The following is a 13,457-nucleotide window of genomic DNA, read 5'->3' as shown; positions in this document are numbered from 1 at the left end:
GATCCGCGCGAGAAGACAAAATACCCGCTCCCCGCGCCCACGAGGTTTCCCTCGCCTCTGCCGTCACACCGAGCGGGCGTTATGGTGCAGGTCACCAGGGTCGGCCAACGGAGGTCGCCGGGAACGTAAGGATGCGAACTGTGGAAATTCAGGGAACCGCCGCACTGGTCACCGGAGCAGCCTCCGGGCTCGGCGCCGCCACCGCCAAGCGTCTCGCCGACGCCGGCGCCACCGTGTTCGGACTCGACCTGCAGCAGTCCATCGAGCGCGCCGGCGACAACGTCCCCGACGGCGTGACCCTCCTCGCCACCGATGTCACCAGCGGCGACGAGGTCCAGGCCGCCATCGACAAGATCGTCGAATCGGGTCTGCCGCTGCGCATCGTCGTCAACTGCGCCGGCGTCGGCTGGGCCGGCCGCATCCTGTCGAAGAAGGGCCCGCACGACCTCGAACTGTTCCGCACCGTCATCACCGTCAACCTCCTCGGCACGTTCAACGTGATGCGCCTCGCCGCCGACGCCATCGCCAAGACCGACACCGTCGACGCGTCCGGGCAGCGCGGCGTCATCATCAACACCGCGTCCGTCGCCGCGTTCGAGGGCCAGATCGGCCAGATCGCCTACTCCGCATCCAAGGGCGGCGTGCACGGCATGACCGTCCCCGCCGCCCGCGACCTCGCGCAGTTCGGCATCCGCGTCAACACCATCGCCCCCGGCATCATCGACACCCCGATGCTCGCCGGCGTCACCGACGAATACCGCAAGGGCCTCGAAGCGGGTGTCCCGTTCCCCTCCCGCCTCGGTCAGCCCGCCGAATACGCACAACTCGCCCAGATGATCGTCGAACACGACTACCTCAACGGTGAGACCATTCGTATGGACGGCGCTCTGCGCATGGCGCCGCGGTAGGCGGCTCCGCGCCCTTCGCTGGGAGGTGGGCATGGGTTTCTACTCCGACCGGATCGTTCCGCGACTCGTCGACATCAGTTGCGGGATGAAGTTCACGGAGCCGACGCGGCGACACGTCTGCGCCGGTCTGCACGGGCGCGTGGTGGAGATCGGATTCGGGTCGGGCCTCAACGTCCCGTTCTACCCGGCCGCCGTCGATTCGGTGAGCGCCGTCGAACCCGCCGACCTCGGCTGGAAGCTGGCGGGCAAGCGCCTGGACGCGTCGACGACCCCGGTCGAACGGTCCGGCCTGGACGGCCAGTCGCTCCCCTTCCCGGACAACAGTTTCGACACCGCACTGTCGACGTGGACGATGTGCACCATCCCGGACGTCGACGCCGCGCTCCGGGAGGTCCGGCGTGTCCTGAAACCGGGCGGCACATTGCATTTCGTCGAGCACGGTCTCGCCCCGGACGAGAACGTCCAGCGGTGGCAGCGCCGGCTCGAACCGATCCAGAAGACGGTGGCCGGTGGGTGCCACCTCACCCGCGACATTCCCACCCTGGTGACGAACGCCGGATTCGAGATGACAGACCTCGACCGGTTCTACGAGACATCTACGCCGAAGATCGTCGGCGCCTATTCCCTCGGAGTTGCGGCTTCGCCGCCCGTGCGTGCCTGAAGAGTCCAGGGACTCGTCAACCGCTCACAGGCGGCGACGCCGCCTGTCGTCGATGTAGAACAGCACGAGGGCTCCGCACAGGAGGGCGGCGGGGATCCAGGCGGCGGATCCGCCGAAGTAGCGGGTGGCGAACGCTCCGACGACGGCCCCACCGGCGAAGCTGCTGACGATGGCGGCGTACACCCGGGTGTGCTGACGCGATTCGGGGACCTTCTCGATGAATGCGGCGTACGCCGATTCGGTGAAGCGCATGAGGTTGCCGGTGGTGGCGACGGCGATGTACGACAGCGACCCGATGGTGCGGAACAGGCCGAACTGCATGGCGGCGACGAAAGCGATGGGAACGGTGACCAGCGCGTTGGGGACGTCCGGGGGAACGAACGCGACCGCGACGAGGACGACGATCTGCGCGCCCATGGCGATCCGGATCGGGTGGTCGAAGACGCTGTGGGCGAGTTCGCCCTTGAGCAGGTGCGCGAACGCGACACCGACGATGAACGCGAGGATCGGCCACAGGTGTGCCCGGGCGGCGTGGAAGTGCCGCTCCGACAGGTCGATGGCCATGAGGATGACGTTGCCGGTCTGGGCGTTCGCGAAGACCCCGCCGCGGCTGATGTAGGTGTAGGCGTCGAGGAAGCCGCCCGCGGCGGTGAGGAGCAGAGCGAACCGCAGCGTCGTGGATGTCTTCGGCACCTCCACCTGACCACCCCTACCGAATCGGGCCCTGTCTTGCAGCCTAGAGGTCGGACGCGAGCGGGATCTCCTTCTCGGCCCGATCCGACATCCATTCGCGCAGTACTTTCGTGGCGATCACGTCGTCCTCGTTGTATTGCAGCAGTCGTTCACGCTGGGTGAGGTCGGGTTCGCCGTCGTAGCCGACGGCTTCGCGGTACCAGCTCATCGACGCTTCACCGCCGGCGTCGGCGTCGCGCCACCGGAATCCGGCGACCGGGGCGATCTTCTTGAGACCCTTGCCGCCCGGGCAGATGAACTGGTCGCTGACGGCCTGGTAGATGTCGACCCATTGTGGGCTGTCGATGAATTCGCGGATCTCGGCCTCGGTGGGGATGCCGGGCGCCCCGGCGAACCGGCGGGCGGAGTCCAGCAGCCACTTGTCCTCCGCGGACCGCGAATAGCAGTACGCGGCGAAGGTCCTGCCGCTCAGCGCCGCCGCTTCCCGCTCGGCCATCAGCCACGTCCAGAATTCCGCGAACGACCGCGCCTCGTCCTGCGTCGGCACCGGATCCCAGCTGACGAACGGCCGGTACGCCGACACCCCGTCCACGTTGAGGAGCGTGCCCCACAGGTAGGCGCCGTGCTCCTGGTAGCTCTCCATGTCGACGTCGACCTCGACGTCGGCACGGGTCACCCGGATCTCCGGGAACCGCCGCACCAGCGGCGCTCCGGCGAGCCACGCCTTCGCGGTGACGACGGCGTCCTCGAACGCGCCGTGCGGCCAGTCCTCGAGCGGTTCGCGGTCCCACGCCGCGAGGTCGTCGATGGTGTGGCAGCCCGCGTCGCGCAGCATGTCGGCGCGCGAACCGGTGGCCACCAGGCTCACGTCGTGTGTCTGGGTCAGCTGCTCCTCGCAGCCGGGCCACCACGGGCAGGAACGGCATTCGCCGATCCTCGACGGCACGGTCGCCGATTCCCCGCGGGCGACGGCGAGCCGGTCGGCGAAGCGTTCGTCGTAGTCGTCGAGGATGGTGGTGAGGTCGTGCACGAAAATGACGTCGGAGCCGTAGCCGATCGCGCCTGCCACGAGGGCCGGACTCGCGTACCCGTGCCGCTCGAGCATCCGGTACACCTGCGCGACGCGCATCTGGTCGCGGACCTGGCTGCGCGGCTTCCGCGCCGCGTCCTCCCGCGGCTTCCACTCGAACATGTCCGATGTCACCGCGCCGCGGCCGGGGTCGGTGACCTTGTGGTTGACGACGATCACCGGGATGTACCCGCCGTGGTCCTCGTCACGGATGAGGATCTCGCAGCGTGCCCGCCGGCCGGCGACCCGGTCGAGTGGGAGCACGGCTCCCCAGATCCGGTCCGCGCCCGCCTCGCACGCGGCCAGGGTGTCCTCGGCCCGCAGGCGCAGGCTCTGCTCGGTGTCGATCTGCACCCACCGTTCCGGCGCATGATCGGTGAGGATCCGGCGGACGGCTTCGCGCTTGGCGGCGGCGGCATCCTGACGCTGGCGGACCCCCGGGTCCTCGGGTGCGGCCGCGAGTTGTTCGGGGAACGCCGCATCGAGGTGCACCCGGTGGCGGCACCGCGTCAGTGCGCTGGCATCGATCACCGTCCCCGACGCCTTTCCGGGAGAGGCGTCGGGTTCTGATTGCTGACCGATATGGGAACACACGATGACGAAGATTATGTGCTCCCCTAGGCTGATCCCGAAGCACCGGATGCAGTTGGTAGCGTGGGCTGCGCTGAAACACCAGGAAAAGGGGTCTTTTCGATGGGGTTGTTGAAGAAACGTAAGTCCCGAGCCACCCGCAAGGCGGAAGCCAAGGCACTCAGGCACAAGGCCGGAGTGGAGGCGAAGCTGAGCGCGCGAAACGAACGGAAGCGCGACAAGCAGGCCGCCAAGGCCGGCCGCAAGCTCGAGGCTGCCGAGCTGAAGTCGCTGAAGAAGGTCGAGAAGGCTCAGATCGCTGCGTTGAAGGCCGAGGAGAAGGCCGCAGCCCAGAAGGGTTTCACGGTCGCCGCCGTCCGCAAGTACCTCGGTGTCGCACGCCTGCTGACGCCGGTGCTGCTGCCGATCGCCTACCGCGCCGCCACGGTCGTGCGCGGGCAGATCGATGCCCGCCGTGCCGACCGGATGGGCGTCGACATCGACCAGCTCGCCAACTTCACCGGGCACGGCGCCAAGCTCAGCGCCCGCATCGCCGGCGCCGAAAGCTCCACCACGGAGATCCTCGGGCAGAAGCCGGACGACGCGGAGACGCAGAAGTTCGCCGCCGCCATCCGCGACCGCCTCGGTGATCTCAGCACCGCCGTCCGCGCGGCCGAGCAGATGCCGCAGGCCCGCCGCAAGGCCGCCCATCACGCCATCTCGTCCGAACTCGACGGAGTCGAAGCCGATCTCCTCGCCCGCCTCGGCGTGCGCTGAACGACCGACCCACCGCAATGTCCCCCGCCCGCCCCGCCGCGACCGCCACCCTTCGGGGCTCGGCGGTCGGCGCGCTCGTGGCCGCTCTCGCGGTCGCCGCGCACGGCATCGGTGGGGGCGGCCTCCCCGAATCCGCGGCCCTGACCCTGCTGTTCGTCACGTGCAGCGGTGTCGGCGCGGTAACCGCGCAGCTGCCCGCCCGTGTCCACGGACCGCTCGCGCTCGCCGGTGTCCTCGGTGTCGGCCAGGTGGCCGGACACTTCGCGCTCACGCTCACCTCGCACGTGCACTCGGCGGTCCCCGCCGTGCCGATGCTGGCCGCGCACGCCGCCGCCACCGTGATCTGCGCGCTGCTGATCGCGAACGCCGAGCGGCTGTACGGCCCCCTCGTCCACGTCTGGCGGGTGGTGCTCCGCGGCGCACCGCAGCGCATTTCGGTGGTGACGACGACGCACGTCCCGGCGCGTCCCGCGAACCCCGTGGACGCCCTGCTGCGCGCGAGCATTTCGCGTCGCGGTCCCCCGGTCCTGGTCTGACTCTCACCTCTTTCTCCCTTCAGACCCTCAAAGGACCTTCCATGAATTCCCTCGTTTCCCGTGCCCTTTTCACGGCCGGTGCGGCCGGCGGCGCCATGCTGCTCGCGGCCGGTGTCGCCGCCGCCCACGTGACGGTTGTCGCCCCGGGCGCCGAACAGGGCGGCTACTCCGTACTGACGTTCCGCGTTCCCACCGAGTCCGAGACGGCATCCACCACCAAGCTGACCGTCACGCTCCCCGACCTGAAGTCGGCCCGCACCACCCCGCTGCCGGGGTGGACGTCCGTCGTCGAGAAGGACCCGACGTCCAAGCTGGCGAAGTCCGTGACCTGGACCGCCGACCCCGGTGTCGGTGTCGCACCCGGCCAGTTCCAGCAGTTCGAACTGTCCGCCGGACCGTTGCCGGAGCAGGACGAGGTGTCGTTCCCGGCCGCCCAGACGTACAGCGACGGCGAGGTCGTCAACTGGGATCAGGCGGTCGGCGCCGACGGCGCGGAGCCCGACAAGCCGGCACCCACCCTCACGCTGGCCGCGGCGAGCGGTGAAGACCACAGCCACGACGCGGGCGGCGCCACGACGTCCGAGGAGACCGAGACGACGGCGTCCGGCACCGACGACACCGCCCGCTGGCTGGGCGGCATCGGCCTGGTCCTCGGCGCGCTCGGTGCGGCCCTCGGCCTCGGCGCCATGGTCCGGAGCCGTCGCTCATGAGAAGACGCACCACCTTCACGTCGGTGAAGGTGATCGCGGTCGGGCTGCTGACCATGCTCGCGAGCATGCTCGGGGCCGGCACCGCGGTCGCCCATTCCGTCGTGATCAGCTCGACCCCCGAGAACGGCGCGGAGATCGCGGCCGGCCCGGAACGGGTGAGCGTCACGTTCAACGAGGCGCTGCAGGAGTCGTTCGCGTCCCTCACCGTGGTGGGGCCGGACGGCAACCTGTGGACCAAGGGCGACCCGGCCGTCGAGGGACCCACGGTCAGTGCCGAACTCGGCGAGCTGGGACCGGCCGGCGTGTACACCGTCGCGTTCCGCGTCACGTCCGCCGACGGGCATCCGGTGAGCGGAACCCGCACGTTCACCCTCACCGAGGAGGGGTCGGGCACGCCCGGCGCCGCGGCGGACAGCTCGGGTGAATCCGGCAGCGGCGGTGTTCCGTTGTGGCCGTTCATCGTTGCCGGTGTGCTCGTGTTCGGCGGCGGGCTGTGGTTCGCGCTCCGCAAGCCGCGCGGCGAGAACTGAGCACGGTGGGTACGGCGCGACAGTCCTGGCTGCTGTTCGCCGTACCCACATCGCTCGTCGGAGTCGCCTGTGGTTGGGCGCTCGCGCAACCGGAAGACCCCTCACCGTCGAGCGCCGTCCGCGCGCTGTGCCTGGTGCTCGGTTCGGCGGTGCTCGGTCTCGCAGCGCTGGGCTGGTGGAGTCGCGCGGACAGCCGTCCCCTCGTGCGGGACGAACGGCTGTGGCGGTTGTCGACCGCGGTCGCCGGTGCGTGGATGCTCGCCGAGGCCGTGCTGCTGTCGATGACGGCGGCGGAGGCCGACGCCCTGGCGTTGTCGGAACTGTCAGTCGGACGGTTCGGGTCGTACGTGACCGAGATCAGCGCGGGACGCGTCGACCTCGCCGTTCTCGTGTGCACGGCCGCGGCCACCGCGTGGTCGGCGGTCGCGTTCCGCCGCAGCGACGCCCGGCTCCCCGTCCCGGTGCTGGTGCTCGCGGCGCTCGCCCTGGTGGCCCGGCCGATCACCGGCCACATGTCGCAGCAGGTTCTCGGCTCGGTTCTCGACGTCGTCCATGCCCTGGCCGCCGCCGTGTGGTTCGGGCTCCTCGCCGCTCTCGGCCTGATGCTCCGGTCGCGCGGGGACTGGTCGTCGTGGTTGCCGCGGTATTCCGTCGTCGCGTGGCGGTGCGTGTGGTTGCTGACCGCGACCGGTGTCGTCGACGCCGCGGTCCGGCTGGGTGGGGTGACGCCGCTGTTCGACACCGGTTACGGCCGCATCGTCCTCGCCAAGGCGGTGGCGTTGGCGGCGCTCCTCGGGCTCGGCTGGTGGTGGCGGCGAACGTGGGTCGGGCAGGCGGCCGCGCACCGGATCAGCGCCGAAGGGTCCCTGCGGCGCGCGATCGTGGAGGTGGTGGTGATGGCCGTTCCGTTCGGTCTCGCCGCCGCCCTGGCCACCACCGCCTGACCCGTGAGTACTTATTAACGTCCGGCGGTTAATAAGTACTCACGGGCGCGTCAGCGCAAGAGGATCTTCCCGCGGCTGCCGCCCTTCTCGCCGGCGCGCTGCGCGTCGGCCGCATCGGTCAGCGGGAACGTGCGGGCCGGCGGGAGGGCCAGCTTCCCGTCCGCGGCGAGGGCGCCCAGCCGGCGCAGTGTCTCCGCGTTCCGATCGCCGGCGTTGCCGGACGAGAACGTGATTCCCAGCCCGAACGCGGCACCGTCCGACAGCGTCACGATCCGGTCGGTGCCTCCGCGCAGTTCCATCGCCGCCTCGAGTCCTCCGAAGCCGGCGTCGAGGACGGCGTCCACACCGTTCGGGGCGAGTTCGCGGACCCGGGCCGCCAGTCCCTCGCCGTACGTCGTGGGGGTCACGCCCAGCTCCCGCAACGCGTCGTGGTGTTTCTCGCTCGCGGTGCCGATCACGGTGACACCCGAATTCAGCGCCAGTTGCGCCGCAATGGTTCCCACCGCCCCGGACGCGCCGTTCACCAGCAACGTCTCACCGGACGTCAGCTTCAGGAGCCGCAGTCCGCGAGTGGCGGCCTCGCCTGCGACGGGGATGGTGGCGGCGTCCGTCCAGCTCAACCCTTTCGGCTTCGGCACGACGATCGACGCGAGCGCGTACTCTGCGTAGCCACCGGTGTCGGACCAGCCGAACACCTCGTCGCCGACCACCACACCGGTCGCGTCCGGACCGACCGCGTCGACCACGCCGGCCACTTCGCTGCCCGGGATCTTCGGGAACTGCACCGACATCACCTCGGCCATCGACCCCGACCGCAGCTTCCAGTCGATCGGGTTCACCCCGGCGGCCCGGATGACGAGGCGTACCTGGTTGCCGGTGGGCTCGGGCACGGGCACGTCGTGGGTCTCGAGCACCTCGGGACCACCGTAGGACGAGTAGGAGACTGCCTTCATGGTCTGCTTCGGGTTGGAATTCGTCATGCCAACAATCTCGTCCTCGCCGGTCCGTCGCGCCAGAGATTCGGCTTGTGGATCATGCGGCGGACGGGTGGATCATCGCGAAGACGTCCGGATCGACGTCGGGCTGCACGGGCTGCCAGTTCGGCGATCAGCCACTGCCTGCATGCGGCGATCTCGGTGCGATTCGGCCTCTCCCTGTCAATTAGTTTAGCGCTAAGATATAATTACCGGAGAAGCCCACCGAGAAAGCGAGCCTCCATGTCCCTCACCGAAGTCACCGCCCACCACCCCTACAGCCCGGCCGTGGTCGCGGGCGGACTCGCGTTCGTCTCCGGCGCACTGTCCGTCGATGCCGAGGGCACCGCCGTCCCGGGCCGCACCGAGGCACTCGACGCCGCCGTCGACCGCATGGTCGATCGCCTCGCCACCGTCGGCGGACAGCTGAAGGACGTCGTCAAGCTCACCTACTACGTCACCGACCTGTCGCTGCGCGAGGAGGCGAACCGCCAGTTCGAGCGCATCTTCGACGAGCCGCGCCCCGCGCGCACGTTCCTCGAGGTCAGCAGCCTCCCCTACGGCGCCATCGCCGAGATCGACGCCGTCGCGGCGGTCGGGGGACGCTGACAGCGCACCTGCCCGGCAGCGCCGCGGGTCCCCGTTCCGAGGAATCGGCGGGGACCCGCGGCGCGTCGCCGTCACTTATGCTTCGTTAGATATCTTGGTACTAAACAGATGAGACCCTCGAGGATCCAGGAGGTGCGCCCGGTGACGCAACGCCCCGTTCCAGATCGCGATGCCGTCGACGACATCGTCGACCAGTGGGCCCACCAGTGGCCCGAACTGGATGTGAGCCCGCTGAAAGTGCTGGGCCGCCTGCACCGTTCGTATCTGCGCTACCAGACGTCCCTCGCCGCCGTGTTCGAGGAGCACGGCATCAACATGGCGTCGTTCGACGTTCTGGCCGCCCTCCGACGTTCGGGTCCGCCGTACCGGATGACGTCCGGACAGCTGGCGGAATCCGCCCTCGTCACCACCGGTGGAGTCACGCTGCGCGTCGACCGCCTGGAGAAGGCGGGACTCGTGCAGCGGGAGCGCGACGCGGAGGACCGGCGGATCGTGCACGCCCAACTCACCGACGAGGGACTGCGGGTGATCGAGAAGGTCGCGGAGGCCCACTTCGCCAACGAGTCGCAGATCCTCAGCGGGATGTCGACGGACGATCAGGCGGCGCTGGCCGAACTGCTCCGCAAGCTCGAGCACTCGATCGTCGAGAACCAGGCCCCCACCGCCTGACCGGAAGAGTCAGCTGGCCGCGCGGACGGTCAGGTCGGCGACCTCACCGAATCCGATGAACCGTTCGGACGCCGCCGTCATCTCCACGATGAACCGTCGCTGCTCGTCCTGCGACGCACCGATCAGGCGCGCCGCACCCGTCCACTGCGCCTCGGACAGTTTGCGGGCGAGCTGGGCGGGTTCGGCGCACGGCGTCGCGATCCCGGCCTGGTTGAGCCGTTCGATGAATCGGATGTACCGGCCGAGGATCCGGTTGTGTGCCGCCTCGAGCTGTTCCCCGATCACGGGGTCGACGGCGGCGCGGTCCTCGATCATCGTGAACAGGCGTCCGCTGCTGTAGACGGTCTCGATGAACGCCGCGGTGGCCGCCCGCAGGACGCTGCGCGGGTCCGCGTCCGGCGGGACCGGGATGCGCTGAGCCTCGACGAACGTGTCGAACACCGCGGCGGCGACGGCACGGAAGGCGTCGTCCCGGGATGCGAACCGGGCGGAGAATTCGGCCTGCGACACCCCGGCGGCAGCGGCGATGACCGCCTCGGAGGTGCGCTCGTATCCCAGCTCGGCGAAGCACCGCCCCGCCGCCTCGACCAACGCGAGCCGACCTCGATCGTCACCGTTCGTAAGCACCGCTCGCGCCTCCTCGTACCCCGGCCGGCGCCCGACGTGTCGGCCGTCACACATTCTTAGTTGACATTTCATTCACGTCAACCCGCGCGACCCTACGCCTCCTGAAGTGCCTTCGCCTGGGCCTCGGCCTGCGCCCGGTAGAGCCGGCGGAGCCGGATGACGCCGAGGTCGTGCTGGTACAGGTTCTCCGCCTGGTCCGCGTCGGATGCCATCGCCTCGAGCATGGTGCGGTCCTGCTCGAGCACCACCCAGTGCCGCTCCTCGAGCTTGGTGCGGTACAGGAACCGCCAGACGTCGCGTTCCCAGCCCTCGACGCGGCGGTAGCGCCAGAAGAACACCGCGGTGGTCTCGGCGTCGATCGGCGTTCCCATGCCGACGATGCCGAACGAGCCACCCGGGCCGGCGGTCGGCGGGTACGGGATCTCGAGGTCCACCCAGTCGATGCCGGTACGGCAGAACTCGACCCAGTCGAAGTTCACACCCCGCTGGTCGGTCTTCTCGAAGAAGAACCCGCGATCGGTTTCGCGGATCCGGAACTTCGCGGACGTCTCGCCGCCGAACATCGAGTGCGATTCGCGGTGCAGGAACGCTCCGTGCATCGGGTCGAGCAGGTTCTCCAGCGTGAACCGCCACGGCGCCTTCCACTCCGCGTAGCAGAGGAAGTGTGAGATGCCGTCGTCGGTGAGGCGCTCGGGCAGTTCCAGGGGCGCGGGTTCGGCGTCGGGGTCGGTGCCGAACCAGGCGAGCACGGCGCCGGCCACTTCCTGCACGGGGAGGCTGGTCACCAGCCGTTTGCCCTCGAGGTTGCAGCCGGGCATTCCGGGGACGGAGACGACGGTGCCGCCGCCGTCCACCTGCACGCCGTGGTACTGGCAGGCGACCCGATCACCGAGGTGCTGACCCTGCGACAGCGGGGCGCCGCGGTGCGGGCAGCGGTCGGCGAGCATGCGGAGGGTGCCGTCGGACTGACGGAACAGCAGCCAGTCCTCGCCGAGGCGCCGCACCTTCTTCATGTCGCCGCGCGCGACGAAGTCGGACGGGCACACCGCGTGCCACTGGTCGCGCATCCCGGTCGCGAAGATCTCGTCGCCGGTCAGTGCCGCCTTGCGCAGTCGGTTCACCATGTCAGGCCCCCATCCGTCGGATCTCGTCCGTGAAAGTGTCGGTGGTCCAGGCGTCGCCGCCGGGACTGTGGATGCCGAGGGCGTTCAAACCCTTCACCAGGCCTTCGAGGTGGTGCACACCGGTTCCGAAGACCTCTTCGATCGCACCGGCCAGCTTCCGTTCGTACGGGGTGGGTGCCGTGCCGGACTGGCGTGGTTGCAGATACAGGCTCATGGTTCTTCCCTTCTAGAGATCCAGCACGAGCTCGTCGGAGCGGGCGCGGGAAACGCAGATCATGATGGTGGTGCCGGACTCCTGCTCGGAGCTGGAGAGCAGGGAGTCGCGGTGGTCGGGGGTGCCGGCGAGGACGCGGGTTTCGCACGTTCCGCAGATGCCTTCGCGGCAGGAGTTGGGGACGTCGACGCCGGATTCCTCGAGGGTGTCGAGGATGGTCCGGTCGGGGGCGACGGTGGCCGAGATGCCGGATCGTTCGCAGATCACGCGGACGGGACGGTCGCCGGCGAGGGTGTCGGCGGGGATCTCCTTCGCCTTGAACCGCTCGAGCCGGATCGCGCCGTCCGGCCAGGAGCCGGTGTATCCCTCGACCGCGCCGAGCAGGCCCTCGGGGCCGCAGGCGTAGACGAGTGTCTCCGCGCGGGCGGCGCCGAGGATGGCGGCCAGATCGAGGATGCCGTCGGCCTCCTCGGTGACGACGTGCACGCGGTCGCCGTGTGCGGACAGTTCGTCGAGGAACGCCATCGACGCGCGGGCACGGCCGCCGTAGTGCAGTTCCCATTCGGCGCCCATGCGTTCGGCTTCCCCGATCATCGCGAGGATCGGCGTGATGCCGATGCCGCCGGCGATGAACACGTAGCGCGGCGAGGGCAGGAGTTCGAAGTTGTTGCGGGGCGCGCTCACCGACAGGCTGTCGCCGGGCCGCAGCGTCTCGTGGACGTGCCGGGAGCCGCCTCGGCCGGTCACCTCGTGGAGGATCGCGACGCGGTACCCGGTCTTGTCGTCGGGGTCTCCGCAGAGGGAGTACTGGCGGATGGTCCCGCGGTTCAGGTGCAGGTCCAGGTGGGCGCCGGGCGTCCACCGGTCGACGGCGCCGCCGTCCTGTCGTTCGAGGCGGAGCGAGACGACGCCCGAGGACTCGACCCGCATCTGACGCACCATCATGGGGACGGTGTCTGCGTCTGTTGTCATCGCTCACTCCCAGGCTCAACCGAAGGCGTAGTTCCTTAGTGCTCAATAATTTAGCACTAAGATGTATCGTGCGCCACAGTTGAGGGGAAATTTTTCGAGTACAGGCCGGGCTACTCCGCTTCGCGGTACCGCACGGTCTCGGCCGCGAGCCGTTCCTCGTACGCCTGCGCGAGGTCGTGCAGAGCCTGCACGCAGTCACCGGTGAACACCGGCGCGTGCATCGGCGCCAGCAGCAGGGGCTCCAGATCGGCGAGTCCCCGGATCGTGGGCCCGAGCGCCGGCGTCAAGCACGTCGCGTTCCCCATGTCCTCGGCCGCGATCGCCGGGCCGACGATCTCCTCCTCCGTGGCAGGCGGGTGATGACCGAACGCGGTGAACAGGTCGCCACAGAACAGTGTCTGCGTCGTCTCCTCGAAAACCAGCCCGGCGTCCCACCCGTGCGGAACGTGCGGAGTGTCGAGGTGACGGACCCGTCTGGTGCCCGTCTCCATCACGTCGCCGTACTGCAGGGGACGCGGCATCCGATCGGCGAGGTCGTTGACCTGTACGAAGCACCCCAACGCCCCGTGCGCGACCTCGGCGTTCGGCGCGGCGGCCAGCCACGAGTTCATCGCGCCGCACTCGTCGGCCTCCACGTGCCCGAACGTGATCCACCGCAGCCTGTCGAGAGGAATCAGCCGGCCGACCGCCTCGGACACGGACGGGAACAGCGCACGCTGGCCGGTGTGGAACAGCAGCGGTTCCTCACCGTCGACGAGGAACTGGTTCATGATCAGGTTCGGCTCGTCCAGATAGGTGGACAGCCGGTAGATGTCGGGAGCGATCTCGGTAATCGTGGTGTCCATCCCTGGCTCCGATCACGTCACGGTG

17 protein-coding genes are annotated in these 13,457 nt (G+C 69.4%); 9 read left to right on the top strand and 8 right to left on the bottom strand.

Annotation, left to right across the window (positions count from 1 at the left end; all coding sequences use genetic code 11):
- Positions 1-140 precede the first annotated feature (140 nt).
- Positions 141-908 (top strand): SDR family NAD(P)-dependent oxidoreductase, encoded by a 768-nt coding sequence (locus tag DTA22_RS27375; protein ID WP_112301554.1) that lies wholly within the window; start codon positions 141-143, stop codon positions 906-908.
- Between the two features lie 31 nt (positions 909-939).
- Entirely contained in the window at positions 940-1,569 is a 630-nt protein-coding gene (locus tag DTA22_RS27370) for a class I SAM-dependent methyltransferase (protein ID WP_112301553.1), read from the top strand.
- A gap of 24 nt (positions 1,570-1,593) precedes the next feature.
- Here the strand turns inward: DTA22_RS27370 and DTA22_RS27365 are convergent, their stop codons facing one another.
- A complete protein-coding gene (locus DTA22_RS27365) occupies positions 1,594-2,268 on the bottom strand; it encodes a YoaK family protein (RefSeq protein ID WP_037228309.1) in 675 nt (224 codons plus the stop codon).
- A 37-nt stretch (positions 2,269-2,305) separates the two neighbouring features.
- Positions 2,306-3,862, bottom strand: a complete 1,557-nt coding sequence (locus tag DTA22_RS27360; RefSeq protein ID WP_112301552.1) for a TM0106 family RecB-like putative nuclease — start codon at positions 3,860-3,862, stop codon at positions 2,306-2,308.
- A 162-nt stretch (positions 3,863-4,024) separates the two neighbouring features.
- Here DTA22_RS27360 and DTA22_RS27355 point away from each other — a divergent pair, with 162 nt between their 5' ends.
- The 5 genes from DTA22_RS27355 to DTA22_RS27335 are packed head-to-tail and all read left to right on the top strand — an operon-like array spanning position 4,025 to position 7,398.
- Complete coding sequence (locus DTA22_RS27355; RefSeq protein WP_037228313.1) at positions 4,025-4,678, top strand: DUF6474 family protein; 654 nt, start codon at positions 4,025-4,027, stop codon at positions 4,676-4,678.
- Between the two features lie 17 nt (positions 4,679-4,695).
- On the top strand, positions 4,696-5,214 hold the full coding sequence (locus DTA22_RS27350) for a hypothetical protein (protein ID WP_037228316.1): 519 nt from the start codon (positions 4,696-4,698) through the stop codon (positions 5,212-5,214).
- A gap of 41 nt (positions 5,215-5,255) precedes the next feature.
- Entirely contained in the window at positions 5,256-5,924 is a 669-nt protein-coding gene (locus DTA22_RS27345) for a YcnI family copper-binding membrane protein (RefSeq protein ID WP_112301551.1), read from the top strand.
- A complete protein-coding gene (locus tag DTA22_RS27340) occupies positions 5,921-6,454 on the top strand; it encodes a copper resistance CopC family protein (RefSeq protein ID WP_112301550.1) in 534 nt (177 codons plus the stop codon). The genes DTA22_RS27345 and DTA22_RS27340 overlap by 4 nt, the downstream gene beginning before the upstream one ends.
- A 5-nt stretch (positions 6,455-6,459) precedes the next feature.
- The gene (locus tag DTA22_RS27335) at positions 6,460-7,398 is read left to right on the top strand and encodes a CopD family protein (protein WP_112301718.1); all 939 of its coding nucleotides are present in this window, start codon (positions 6,460-6,462) and stop codon (positions 7,396-7,398) included.
- 50 nt (positions 7,399-7,448) lie between these two features.
- Here DTA22_RS27335 and DTA22_RS27330 read toward each other — a convergent pair whose 3' ends face one another.
- The gene (locus DTA22_RS27330) at positions 7,449-8,378 is read right to left on the bottom strand and encodes an NADP-dependent oxidoreductase (RefSeq protein WP_112301549.1); all 930 of its coding nucleotides are present in this window, start codon (positions 8,376-8,378) and stop codon (positions 7,449-7,451) included.
- A 237-nt stretch (positions 8,379-8,615) separates the two neighbouring features.
- On the opposite strand from DTA22_RS27330, the gene DTA22_RS27320 reads away from it, so the two are divergent.
- Positions 8,616-8,981 carry a RidA family protein gene (locus tag DTA22_RS27320; protein WP_005248914.1) on the top strand — a complete coding sequence of 122 codons (366 nt, stop codon included), beginning with the start codon at positions 8,616-8,618 and terminating at the stop codon, positions 8,979-8,981.
- A 108-nt stretch (positions 8,982-9,089) separates the two neighbouring features.
- A complete protein-coding gene (locus tag DTA22_RS27315) occupies positions 9,090-9,650 on the top strand; it encodes a MarR family winged helix-turn-helix transcriptional regulator (protein WP_174233872.1) in 561 nt (186 codons plus the stop codon).
- Positions 9,651-9,659: 9 nt separating this feature from the next.
- Here DTA22_RS27315 and DTA22_RS27310 read toward each other — a convergent pair whose 3' ends face one another.
- The 5 genes from DTA22_RS27310 to DTA22_RS27290 all read right to left on the bottom strand — a co-directional run bounded on the left by DTA22_RS27310 (position 9,660) and on the right by DTA22_RS27290 (position 13,432).
- Positions 9,660-10,349, bottom strand: coding sequence for a TetR/AcrR family transcriptional regulator (locus DTA22_RS27310; RefSeq protein ID WP_037228327.1), 690 nt, complete (start codon positions 10,347-10,349; stop codon positions 9,660-9,662).
- Between the two features lie 20 nt (positions 10,350-10,369).
- A complete protein-coding gene (locus tag DTA22_RS27305) occupies positions 10,370-11,401 on the bottom strand; it encodes an aromatic ring-hydroxylating oxygenase subunit alpha (RefSeq protein ID WP_037228329.1) in 1,032 nt (343 codons plus the stop codon).
- A 1-nt stretch (position 11,402) separates the two neighbouring features.
- A complete protein-coding gene (locus DTA22_RS27300; RefSeq protein ID WP_005248918.1) occupies positions 11,403-11,615 on the bottom strand; it encodes a recombinase-like helix-turn-helix domain-containing protein in 213 nt (70 codons plus the stop codon).
- Positions 11,616-11,627: 12 nt separating this feature from the next.
- Positions 11,628-12,587, bottom strand: coding sequence for a PDR/VanB family oxidoreductase (locus DTA22_RS27295; protein ID WP_174233871.1), 960 nt, complete (start codon positions 12,585-12,587; stop codon positions 11,628-11,630).
- Between the two features lie 110 nt (positions 12,588-12,697).
- Positions 12,698-13,432 (bottom strand): MBL fold metallo-hydrolase, encoded by a 735-nt coding sequence (locus tag DTA22_RS27290; protein ID WP_037228332.1) that lies wholly within the window; start codon positions 13,430-13,432, stop codon positions 12,698-12,700.
- Between the last annotated feature and the right edge of the window lie 25 nt (positions 13,433-13,457).

This window comes from Rhodococcus wratislaviensis (genome assembly GCF_900455735.1).
GTDB lineage: Bacteria > Actinomycetota > Actinomycetes > Mycobacteriales > Mycobacteriaceae > Rhodococcus_F > Rhodococcus_F wratislaviensis.
This window is presented reverse-complemented; position numbering and strand designations above follow the sequence as displayed.

Bases quoted from the DNA above. Each gene is read 5' to 3' on its own strand.
- DTA22_RS27300 (WP_005248918.1), bottom strand. From the start codon at position 11,615: ATGAGCCTGTATCTGCAACCACGCCAGTCCGGCACGGCACCCACCCCG.
- DTA22_RS27310 (WP_037228327.1), bottom strand. From the start codon at position 10,349: ATGAAATGTCAACTAAGAATGTGTGACGGCCGACACGTCGGGCGCCGG.
- DTA22_RS27295 (WP_174233871.1), bottom strand. From the start codon at position 12,587: ATGACAACAGACGCAGACACCGTCCCCATGATGGTGCGTCAGATGCGG.
- DTA22_RS27340 (WP_112301550.1), top strand. From the start codon at position 5,921: ATGAGAAGACGCACCACCTTCACGTCGGTGAAGGTGATCGCGGTCGGG.
- DTA22_RS27355 (WP_037228313.1), top strand. From the start codon at position 4,025: ATGGGGTTGTTGAAGAAACGTAAGTCCCGAGCCACCCGCAAGGCGGAA.
- DTA22_RS27315 (WP_174233872.1), top strand. From the start codon at position 9,090: ATGAGACCCTCGAGGATCCAGGAGGTGCGCCCGGTGACGCAACGCCCC.
- DTA22_RS27290 (WP_037228332.1), bottom strand. From the start codon at position 13,432: ATGGACACCACGATTACCGAGATCGCTCCCGACATCTACCGGCTGTCC.
- DTA22_RS27330 (WP_112301549.1), bottom strand. From the start codon at position 8,378: ATGACGAATTCCAACCCGAAGCAGACCATGAAGGCAGTCTCCTACTCG.
- DTA22_RS27305 (WP_037228329.1), bottom strand. From the start codon at position 11,401: ATGGTGAACCGACTGCGCAAGGCGGCACTGACCGGCGACGAGATCTTC.
- DTA22_RS27350 (WP_037228316.1), top strand. From the start codon at position 4,696: ATGTCCCCCGCCCGCCCCGCCGCGACCGCCACCCTTCGGGGCTCGGCG.
- DTA22_RS27370 (WP_112301553.1), top strand. From the start codon at position 940: ATGGGTTTCTACTCCGACCGGATCGTTCCGCGACTCGTCGACATCAGT.
- DTA22_RS27320 (WP_005248914.1), top strand. From the start codon at position 8,616: ATGTCCCTCACCGAAGTCACCGCCCACCACCCCTACAGCCCGGCCGTG.
- DTA22_RS27345 (WP_112301551.1), top strand. From the start codon at position 5,256: ATGAATTCCCTCGTTTCCCGTGCCCTTTTCACGGCCGGTGCGGCCGGC.